At 68.4% G+C, this 8,595-nt stretch carries 12 protein-coding genes; 11 read left to right on the forward strand and 1 reads right to left on the reverse strand.

Annotation, left to right across the window (positions count from 1 at the left end):
- Positions 1 to 95 precede the first annotated feature (95 nt).
- The 8 genes from map to truA all read left to right on the forward strand — a co-directional run bounded on the left by map (position 96) and on the right by truA (position 5,191).
- On the forward strand, positions 96 to 932 hold the full coding sequence (gene map / locus NOO62_RS24255) for a type I methionyl aminopeptidase (RefSeq protein WP_268772972.1): 837 nt from the start codon (positions 96 to 98) through the stop codon (positions 930 to 932).
- A gap of 162 nt (positions 933 to 1,094) precedes the next feature.
- Positions 1,095 to 1,316: a translation initiation factor IF-1 gene (infA, locus tag NOO62_RS24260; protein WP_003948620.1), complete on the forward strand. Its 222-nt coding sequence runs from the start codon at positions 1,095 to 1,097 to the stop codon at positions 1,314 to 1,316.
- 57 nt (positions 1,317 to 1,373) lie between these two features.
- Positions 1,374 to 1,487, forward strand: a complete 114-nt coding sequence (gene rpmJ / locus NOO62_RS24265) for a 50S ribosomal protein L36 (RefSeq protein ID WP_003948619.1) — start codon at positions 1,374 to 1,376, stop codon at positions 1,485 to 1,487.
- Positions 1,488 to 1,692: 205 nt separating this feature from the next.
- Entirely contained in the window at positions 1,693 to 2,073 is a 381-nt protein-coding gene (gene rpsM / locus NOO62_RS24270; RefSeq protein WP_030782528.1) for a 30S ribosomal protein S13, read from the forward strand.
- Between the two features lie 65 nt (positions 2,074 to 2,138).
- The gene (rpsK, locus tag NOO62_RS24275) at positions 2,139 to 2,543 is read left to right on the forward strand and encodes a 30S ribosomal protein S11 (protein ID WP_003948617.1); all 405 of its coding nucleotides are present in this window, start codon (positions 2,139 to 2,141) and stop codon (positions 2,541 to 2,543) included.
- A gap of 120 nt (positions 2,544 to 2,663) precedes the next feature.
- Positions 2,664 to 3,686: a DNA-directed RNA polymerase subunit alpha gene (locus tag NOO62_RS24280; protein ID WP_016645160.1), complete on the forward strand. Its 1,023-nt coding sequence runs from the start codon at positions 2,664 to 2,666 to the stop codon at positions 3,684 to 3,686.
- An 81-nt stretch (positions 3,687 to 3,767) separates the two neighbouring features.
- Positions 3,768 to 4,256 carry a 50S ribosomal protein L17 gene (gene rplQ, locus NOO62_RS24285; protein ID WP_268772973.1) on the forward strand — a complete coding sequence of 163 codons (489 nt, stop codon included), beginning with the start codon at positions 3,768 to 3,770 and terminating at the stop codon, positions 4,254 to 4,256.
- Positions 4,257 to 4,336: 80 nt separating this feature from the next.
- The gene (gene truA, locus NOO62_RS24290) at positions 4,337 to 5,191 is read left to right on the forward strand and encodes a tRNA pseudouridine(38-40) synthase TruA (protein WP_268772974.1); all 855 of its coding nucleotides are present in this window, start codon (positions 4,337 to 4,339) and stop codon (positions 5,189 to 5,191) included.
- A gap of 16 nt (positions 5,192 to 5,207) precedes the next feature.
- Here the strand turns inward: truA and NOO62_RS24295 are convergent, their stop codons facing one another.
- The gene (locus NOO62_RS24295) at positions 5,208 to 6,074 is read right to left on the reverse strand and encodes a hypothetical protein (RefSeq protein WP_268772975.1); all 867 of its coding nucleotides are present in this window, start codon (positions 6,072 to 6,074) and stop codon (positions 5,208 to 5,210) included.
- Positions 6,075 to 6,148: 74 nt separating this feature from the next.
- Here NOO62_RS24295 and NOO62_RS24300 point away from each other — a divergent pair, with 74 nt between their 5' ends.
- The 3 genes from NOO62_RS24300 (at position 6,149) to rpsI (ending at position 8,578) form a co-directional block, all read left to right on the forward strand.
- Positions 6,149 to 7,360, forward strand: a complete 1,212-nt coding sequence (locus NOO62_RS24300; protein ID WP_268772976.1) for a glycosyltransferase 87 family protein — start codon at positions 6,149 to 6,151, stop codon at positions 7,358 to 7,360.
- Positions 7,361 to 7,570: 210 nt separating this feature from the next.
- The gene (gene rplM / locus NOO62_RS24305) at positions 7,571 to 8,014 is read left to right on the forward strand and encodes a 50S ribosomal protein L13 (protein WP_268772977.1); all 444 of its coding nucleotides are present in this window, start codon (positions 7,571 to 7,573) and stop codon (positions 8,012 to 8,014) included.
- A 42-nt stretch (positions 8,015 to 8,056) separates the two neighbouring features.
- Positions 8,057 to 8,578 (forward strand): 30S ribosomal protein S9, encoded by a 522-nt coding sequence (gene rpsI, locus NOO62_RS24310; protein WP_055569477.1) that lies wholly within the window; start codon positions 8,057 to 8,059, stop codon positions 8,576 to 8,578.
- The last annotated feature ends 17 nt before the right edge of the window (positions 8,579 to 8,595 follow it).

An 8,595-nucleotide genomic window follows, 5' to 3' on the forward strand; every position in this document is an offset into this window, starting at 1 on the left:
AGTACGCTGTTTCCGGCCGCGGTGCCCCTAGGGGGACCGCGGCCGTAGTGTTGTATACGTCGGTTGTCGGACGGAAGACGGAGAGCGGAAGCCTCATGGTGCAGATCAAGACCCCCGAGCAGATCGCGAAGATGCGTGAGGCGGGCCTTGTCGTCGCCGCGATCCACGCCGCGACCCGTGAGGCCGCGGTGCCCGGCGCCACCACGAAGGATCTGGACGAGGTCGCCCGCAAGGTCATCGCCGAGCACGGGGCGAAGTCGAACTTCCTCGGGTACGGCGGGTTCCCCGCCACGATCTGCACCTCGGTCAACGAGGTCGTCGTGCACGGCATCCCCGACGACAAGACCGTCCTGAAGGACGGCGACATCATCTCCATCGACGCGGGCGCCATCATCGACGGCTGGCACGGCGACGCGGCCTACACGGCGTTCGTGGGCACCGGTCACGCTCCGGAGCTGGTCGAGCTCTCCCGGGTCACCGAGGAGTCGATGTGGGCCGGTCTCGCGGCCATGAAGCAGGGCAACCGGCTCGTCGACATCTCCCGCGCCATCGAGACGTACATCCGCCGGCAGCCGAAGCCGGGCGGCGGCAAGTACGGGATCGTCGAGGACTACGGCGGCCACGGCATCGGCACCGAGATGCACATGGACCCGCATCTCCTGAACTACGTGGAGCGCCGCCGTGGCAAGGGCCCCAAGCTGGTCCCCGGCTTCTGCCTCGCCATCGAGCCCATGGTCTCCCTCGGCACCCCCCGCACGGAGGTCCTGGAGGACGACTGGACGGTCATCACGACGGACGGCACCTGGTCCTCGCACTGGGAGCACTCCATCGCGCTGACGGAGGAGGGCCCGATCGTCCTGACGGCTCCGGACTGCGGAAAGGCGAAGCTCGCGGAGTACGGCGTGACCACGGCACCGGACCCGCTGGGCTGAGGCGGGGACCCTCCTGCTTTAAGGATCTTCGTCGTGGGGCAGACTTTCTCGATTCGTCTTTCCGAGTGCTCTGACGTAGACTGACGCGTCGGCTCTCGTGCATCCGTGTGTCTGCATACGGAGCATGAAGTCGATCAAGGTAGTCGATTCGAAGGGCGAAGCGTGGCCAAGAAGCAAGGTGCCATCGAGATCGAAGGCACTGTCGTCGAGTCTCTCCCGAACGCCATGTTCAAGGTGGAGCTCCAGAACGGCCACCAGGTCCTGGCACACATCAGTGGCAAGATGCGCATGCACTACATCCGCATCCTCCCTGACGACCGGGTCGTGGTGGAGCTGTCTCCGTACGACCTGACGCGTGGCCGGATCGTCTACCGGTACAAGTAGATCTTGCCCGCATCCCGCTCGCGCGGGGTGGTGGCACTGACCCGGAGAACCTCACCAATGAAGGTCAAGCCGAGCGTCAAGAAGATCTGCGACAAGTGCAGGGTGATCCGCCGTCACGGCCGGGTCATGATCATTTGCGACAACCCGCGCCACAAGCAGCGCCAGGGCTGACGCACGACTGCAGTTCGCAGATTTTCGCGCGACGCACGTAAGTAGATACGCAGGACCCGTCCCTCTTCAGTTCCTTTGGTGGTGGAGGGCGACACCCTCGGTCGGAGGCCGGGGACCCAGGATGTACCAACCCTTTTCTCGAAGAGGGGACGGCATCTGGGAGTGGTTCTGCTGAAGACCTCCGAAGAATCAACAGGAGCCATGAATGGCACGCGTTGAAGGCGTTGACCTCCCGCGCGAAAAGCGCATTGAGGTCGCCCTCACCTACGTGTTCGGCATCGGCCGCACGCTGGCCCAGCAGACGCTGGACGCCACCGAGGTGGACCGCAACACCCGCGTTCGCGACCTGACCGAGGAAGACCTCGTCAAGATCCGCGAGTACGTGGACGCCAACATCAAGACCGAGGGTGACCTCCGTCGCGAGATCCAGGCCGACATCCGCCGCAAGGTCGAGATCGGTTGCTACCAGGGTCTCCGTCACCGTCGTGGTCTGCCCGTCCGCGGTCAGCGCACCAGCACGAACGCCCGCACCCGCAAGGGCCCGCGTCGCGCCATCGCCGGTAAGAAGAAGCCGGGCAAGAAGTAGTCCTCGCTCAGCGGTCTATCGACAGCTGACGCTGCAGGACCGACCACCTCCCGTAGGAGTTATAGATGCCCCCCAAGGGTCGTCAGGGCGCTGCCAAGAAGGTGCGCCGCAAGGAAAAGAAGAACGTCGCCCACGGGCACGCTCACATCAAGAGCACGTTCAACAACACGATCGTGTCCATCACGGACCCGACCGGCAACGTGATCTCGTGGGCCTCCGCCGGCCACGTCGGCTTCAAGGGCTCGCGCAAGTCCACGCCGTTCGCCGCGCAGATGGCTGCCGAGTCGGCTGCCCGTCGCGCCCAGGAGCACGGCATGCGCAAGGTCGACGTGTTCGTCAAGGGCCCGGGTTCGGGTCGCGAGACGGCCATCCGTTCGCTTCAGGCGACCGGTCTCGAGGTCGGCTCCATCCAGGACGTGACGCCCACGCCGCACAACGGCTGCCGTCCGCCCAAGCGCCGCCGCGTCTGACGCAGGCCGCTGCTTGATCTGAGGGTTCGGGCGGTACGGCTCTTACGGGTCGTATCGCCCGTACCCTTGTCATGAATCAGGGCATCAAATAGTGGGTGCCCCTGACTGAAGGATTCCTTCATGCTTATTGCACAGCGCCCGTCGCTGACCGAAGAGGTCGTCGACGAGTTCCGCTCCCGGTTCGTGATCGAGCCGCTGGAGCCGGGCTTCGGCTACACCCTCGGCAACTCGCTCCGCCGCACCCTGCTCTCGTCGATCCCCGGCGCTGCTGTCACCAGCATCCGCATCGACGGTGTCCTGCACGAGTTCACCACCGTGCCGGGTGTCAAGGAGGACGTCACCGACCTCATCCTCAACATCAAGCAGCTGGTCGTGTCCAGCGAGCACGACGAGCCCGTCGTGATGTACCTGCGCAAGCAGGGCCCGGGCCTCGTGACCGCCGCTGACATCGCCCCGCCGGCCGGTGTCGAGGTGCACAACCCCGACCTGGTCCTCGCCACGCTCAACGGCAAGGGCAAGCTGGAGATGGAGCTGACCGTCGAGCGCGGTCGCGGCTACGTCTCCGCGGTGCAGAACAAGCAGGTCGGCCAGGAGATCGGCCGTATCCCGGTCGACTCCATCTACTCGCCGGTCCTCAAGGTCACGTACAAGGTCGAGGCGACCCGTGTCGAGCAGCGCACCGACTTCGACAAGCTGATCGTCGACGTCGAGACCAAGCAGGCCATGCGCCCGCGTGACGCCATGGCGTCCGCCGGTAAGACCCTGGTCGAGCTGTTCGGTCTCGCCCGCGAGCTGAACATCGACGCCGAGGGCATCGACATGGGCCCGTCCCCCACGGACGCCGCCCTCGCCGCCGATCTGGCGCTGCCGATCGAGGAGCTCGAGCTCACCGTTCGGTCGTACAACTGCCTCAAGCGCGAGGGCATCCACTCCGTGGGTGAGCTCGTGGCCCGCTCCGAGGCGGACCTGCTCGACATCCGCAACTTCGGTGCGAAGTCGATCGACGAGGTCAAGATGAAGCTCAACGGCATGGGCCTTGCGCTGAAGGACTCGCCTCCCGGCTTCGACCCGACCGCCGCGGCTGACGCGTTCGGCGCGGACGACGACGCCGACGCGGGCTTCGTGGAGACCGAGCAGTACTGATGAACTGCCCGAGGGCGTCCGCTCTCGGGGCCCTGTCCCCGGTACCTGATACGGCCGGGGCAGATCACTAGGAGAAACACCATGCCGAAGCCTGCCAAGGGCGCCCGTCTGGGCGGCAGCGCCGCGCACGAGAAGCTTCTGCTGGCGAACCTCGCCAAGCAGCTCTTCGAGTACGGCCGCATCACCACCACCGAGGCGAAGGCCCGTCGTCTGCGTCCGTACGCGGAGCGTCTGGTCACCAAGGCGAAGAAGGGTGACCTTCACAACCGCCGCCAGGTGCTGTCCGTCATCACCGACAAGAGCATCGTGCACACGCTCTTCACGGAGATCGGCCCGCGCTACGAGAACCGCCCGGGTGGCTACACCCGCATCACCAAGATCGGTAACCGTCGTGGCGACAACGCGCCCATGGCGATCATCGAGCTGGTGGAGGCCCTGACCGTGGCCCAGGAGGCCACCGGTGAGGCCGAGGCCGCGACCAAGCGTGCCGTCAAGGAAGACACCCTCAAGAAGGACGCGCCCGCCGAGGACGCGCCGGTTGAGGCCGCCGAGGAGTCCAAGGACGCCTGAGGCTCTGCCTTGCAGTGAGCGGGTCCGCCCTTCGGGGCGGGCCCGCTTTCGCATGTACGTGGCGCTGAGAGGATTGCGGTGTGAGCGATGAAGTAGAGCCCGGTTTCGTCCGGGTGCGGTTGGATCTTTCGTACGACGGCAGGGACTTCTCCGGCTGGGCCAAGCAGAAGCAGGGGCAGCGGACCGTCCAGGGGGAGATCGAGGCCGCGCTGCGGACGGTGACGCGGTCGCAGGAGACGTACGAGCTGACCGTCGCGGGGCGGACCGACAGCGGCGTGCACGCCAGGGGGCAGGTCGCCCATGTCGACCTGCCGGAGAGCGTGTGGGCCGAGCACAGCGACAAGCTGCTGCGCAGGCTCGCCGGGCGGCTGCCGCACGACGTGCGGGTGTGGAAGGTCGCCGAGGCGCCCGCCGGGTTCAACGCCCGGTTCGCGGCCGTGTGGCGGCGGTACGCCTACCGCGTGACCGACCACCCCGGCGGCGTCGACCCGCTGCTGCGCGGGCACGTGCTCTGGCACGACTGGCCGCTGGACCTGGACGCGATGAACGCCGCCGCCGAGCGGCTCGTCGGTGAGCACGACTTCGCCGCGTACTGCAAGAAGCGTGAGGGTGCCACGACCATCCGCACGCTCCAGGAACTGCGCTGGGAGCGGCGGCCCGACGGGATCTACGAGGCGACCGTGCGGGCGGACGCGTTCTGCCACAACATGGTGCGGTCGCTGGTCGGCGCCATGCTGTTCGTGGGGGACGGGCACCGGCCCGTGGAGTGGCCCGAGAAGGTGCTCCGCGCGGGCGTGCGGGACTCCGCCGTGCACGTCGTACGGCCGCACGGACTGACGCTCGAGGAGGTCGGCTACCCCGCCGACGACCTGCTCGCCGCGCGCAGCAAGGAGGCGCGCAACAAGCGGACGCTGCCCGGGGCCGGGTGCTGCTGAGTTCCGCCGGGCCCGGCTACTGAGGGGCTTCGGCGGCGGCCGAAGCCTGGGCCTGGCCCCGCTGGTTGATCCGCTGGAAGGCGAAGCGTGAGAGGTCGTCGCCGACGCCGTACGCCTTCCGGTCGCCCGTCGTCACGTCCTTGCCGCTCGTGTAGCCGGTGGTGGTGAAGTACGCGTAGCGGCCGTAGGCGTTGTAGGTGCCGCGGCACACGCCCGTGCGGCAGAAGGCGGGCACGCCCTTGCCGGACAGCGAGTTCACGAGGCCCTTCTCCGCCTGCTCCTTGACCTTCGTCGCGTCGGCCGCGGTGTCGAAGACGGCGACGCCGATCGTGACCGCGACGCCGTCCCGCAGGTAGCTGGCGCGGATCAGGCGCGTGCAGTTGTTCTTGGCGAGGACCGAGGCGAGGGCGGACTGGGCGACCGACGTGCACTTGGTGGTGCTGTCGGTCGCGCCCTTCTTGTAGAGGCGCTCGCCGGTCCGCCAGGACTTGCCGGGGAACATGCCCTCGGGGGTGAGCGGCGCCTTGTCCTTTTTGGCGCTGGAGATGAAGTCCTTGGGGTCCGGCGGGGGCGGCGGCGTGGTCGCCTCGAAGGACGGCCCCGCGTCCTTGCTCGCGCCGGGGATGTCCGCGGCCGTCGGCAGCTCACTGGCCGGTTTGTTCGACGCGGAGGGTTCGTCGCTGTTCGCGGTGACGACGGTGATGGCGACGGCGGCCGCGATGCCGACCGTCGCGAAGACTCCGCCGCCGATCAGCAGCCACTTGCGGCGCCGGGTGCGCGACTCGGACGCTTCGGCGAGCGCCGCCCAGTCGGGCGTGGGTCCGCCGCCGGGTCCGCCCGTTCCGCCCGGACCCCACTGAGGTCCCCCTTGCCCAAAGCTCATGGGGCGCATCTTAGACGGGCTTCCCGGGATGTTGAGCGGGGGTTGTGCGGGGTGCGAGCTCTAGCCTGAAGCGTATGAATTCCGGCAATTCGGCGGTTTGTGGGTGGCTGGTGCGGCCGGCCGAGTCGTACGTCCGGTGGGTGCTCGGGGTGGTGCTCGTCGCCGCGGTCGTCCGGGTGGGGCTCGCCACTCCACAGGGCGGGATGGACAACGCCATCGTGGTGCGGGCCGCCGAGGCCTGGCTCGACGGGCGCTCGCCCTACGCCGACCGGCACTTCCTCTATCTCCCCGGCGCCGTGCTCGCGGCCGCGCCGCAGGCGCTGCTGCCCGCGGACGTGGCGCGGTTCCTGGTGCCCGCGGGGGTGACCGCGGGGCTCGTCGGGGGGTGGGCGTGTGCGCTGCGTGTGTACGGGGTGCCGCTGCGGAGCCGGTTCGCCGGGTACGGGCTGCTCGGGCTCGCGCTCGGGTTCGCGCCCTTCGGACACCTCGTCCAGCTCGGCAACTGGACGGTCGGCTCCGCGCTCGCGCTGCCGGGCGCGCTGCTCCTCGTGTGCCGCGGCCGGTGGGTCGCGGCCGGGCTCGTCATCGGGGCGGCCGTCGCGGTGAAGCCGCTGCTCGTGCCCGTTCTTCTTCTCTTCGCGTTCGCGGGCAGGTGGCGGGCGCTCGCGGCCGCGGTGGGCGTGCCCGCGGTGCTGTCGGCGCTCGCGGCGCTCGCCATGCCGGACCCCGCCGGTTTCTTCACGCGGACGCTGCCCTTCCTGCTGCGCGGCGAGGACACCTTCGTACGCCTCTATGAGGCTTCTCCCGCTGCGGTGCTCGCGCGGCTCGGGGTGCCGGAGTCGGGCGCCACGCTGCTGGCCGGGGCTGCCGCCCTGGCCGGGCTGTGGTGTGCGTGGCGGCGGTGGGGGCGGGCCGGGGAGGGGGAAGCGGCGCCGGGGAGGGTCGTGGAATGTGCCGTCATGCTGATGCTTTCGGCCTTCCTCGTCTCCCGGCCGTCGTACGACCACTATCTGTTGGTCGTGCTCCCGCTGCTCCTCGCGGGGGTGCTGACGCCGGGGGCCGCGGCGCGCGGTCCGTGGTTCTGGGTGGCGCTGGTGCCGCAGGTGCCCGGGTTCTCGTGGCCGTGGCTGGAGCCCGGGACGCGGCGGGCCTTCAAGGACGCGGTGACGCTGTGTGTGCTCGCGGGCGCGGTCGGGTGGGCGTGCGTGCGGGCCGTTAAGCTGGGGAACGCAAATCCGCCTGTGGTGGGGGAGACGCCGGTGCCGGTCTCCGGAGCCGTGTTTTGACCGGTACGGGGCAACGCGGGTACTCTCGGGCATTGATACGTATTGGCGTCCTCGTTCTCACGCGAAAGGGCCCTTGCGTAGGTTCCCTGGAGCAGTTACCAGTGGCTCGCATACGGGCAGCGTCCCCGGCACTGTGAGCCCCAGCTGCATGATCGCTTCCTGGGTGCCGTGTGTCTGGACCCCATCCACTGAAGAAGCGAAGGCTACTAAGTGCGTACGTACAGCCCCAAGCCCGGCGATGTGACCCGCCAGTGGCACGTCATCGACGCCCAGGACATCGTCCTGGGGCGTCTGGCGACCACCGCCGCCACCCTCCTGCGGGGCAAGCACAAGGCGATCTACGCCCCCCACGTTGACACCGGTGACTTCGTCATCATCATCAACGCGGAGAAGGTGCACCTCTCCGGCAACAAGAAGACCCAGAAGATGGCGTACCGCCACTCCGGTTACCCGGGTGGTCTGCGTTCCGTCCGTTACGACGAGCTGCTCGCCAAGAGCCCCGAGAAGGCCATCGAGAAGGCCGTCAAGGGCATGCTCCCCAAGAACACCCTGGGCCGTCAGATGCTCTCGAAGCTGAAGGTCTACGCGGGCGACCAGCACCCGCACGGCGCTCAGCAGCCGGTCCCGTTCGAGATCACCCAGGTCGCGCAGTAGTTCCGGCCACCCCCAAAGACGTAAAGAAATCTGAGGAGAATCGTGGCCGAGACCACCGTTGAGCAGCCGGTCGAAGAGACCGAGGTTGTTGACGTAGAGCAGTACACCACCGAGTCCGAGGCGCCCGTCGAGGGCGAGTACACCTCGGAGTCGAACGCCGCGCGCTTCGGCGACCCGCAGCCGGCCGCCGGCCTGGGCCGTCGCAAGAACGCCATCGCCCGCGTCCGGATCGTCCCGGGCACCGGCAAGTGGAAGGTCAACGGGCGCACGCTCGAGGACTACTTCCCGAACAAGGTCCACCAGCAGGAAGTCAACGAGCCCTTCAAGGTGCTCGAGCTCGACGGCCGCTACGACGTCATCGCCCGCATCTCGGGTGGCGGCGTCTCCGGTCAGGCCGGTGCGCTCCGTCTCGGTGTCGCCCGTGCGCTGAACGAGGCCGACGTCGAGAACAACCGCGGCGCCCTCAAGAAGGCCGGTTACCTCAAGCGTGACGACCGTGCGGTCGAGCGCAAGAAGGCCGGTCTCAAGAAGGCCCGCAAGGCCCCGCAGTACAGCAAGCGCTAATCGCTGCCTGCTCGTAC

Origin of the sequence: Streptomyces sp. Je 1-369, from assembly GCF_026810505.1 — a bacterium.
GTDB lineage: Bacteria > Actinomycetota > Actinomycetes > Streptomycetales > Streptomycetaceae > Streptomyces.

Bases quoted from the DNA above. Each gene is read 5' to 3' on its own strand.
- map (WP_268772972.1), top strand. From the start codon at position 96: ATGGTGCAGATCAAGACCCCCGAGCAGATCGCGAAGATGCGTGAGGCG.
- rpmJ (WP_003948619.1), top strand. From the start codon at position 1,374: ATGAAGGTCAAGCCGAGCGTCAAGAAGATCTGCGACAAGTGCAGGGTG.
- rpsM (WP_030782528.1), top strand. From the start codon at position 1,693: ATGGCACGCGTTGAAGGCGTTGACCTCCCGCGCGAAAAGCGCATTGAG.
- rpsK (WP_003948617.1), top strand. From the start codon at position 2,139: ATGCCCCCCAAGGGTCGTCAGGGCGCTGCCAAGAAGGTGCGCCGCAAG.
- NOO62_RS24280 (WP_016645160.1), top strand. From the start codon at position 2,664: ATGCTTATTGCACAGCGCCCGTCGCTGACCGAAGAGGTCGTCGACGAG.
- rplQ (WP_268772973.1), top strand. From the start codon at position 3,768: ATGCCGAAGCCTGCCAAGGGCGCCCGTCTGGGCGGCAGCGCCGCGCAC.
- NOO62_RS24295 (WP_268772975.1), bottom strand. From the start codon at position 6,074: ATGAGCTTTGGGCAAGGGGGACCTCAGTGGGGTCCGGGCGGAACGGGC.
- NOO62_RS24300 (WP_268772976.1), top strand. From the start codon at position 6,149: ATGAATTCCGGCAATTCGGCGGTTTGTGGGTGGCTGGTGCGGCCGGCC.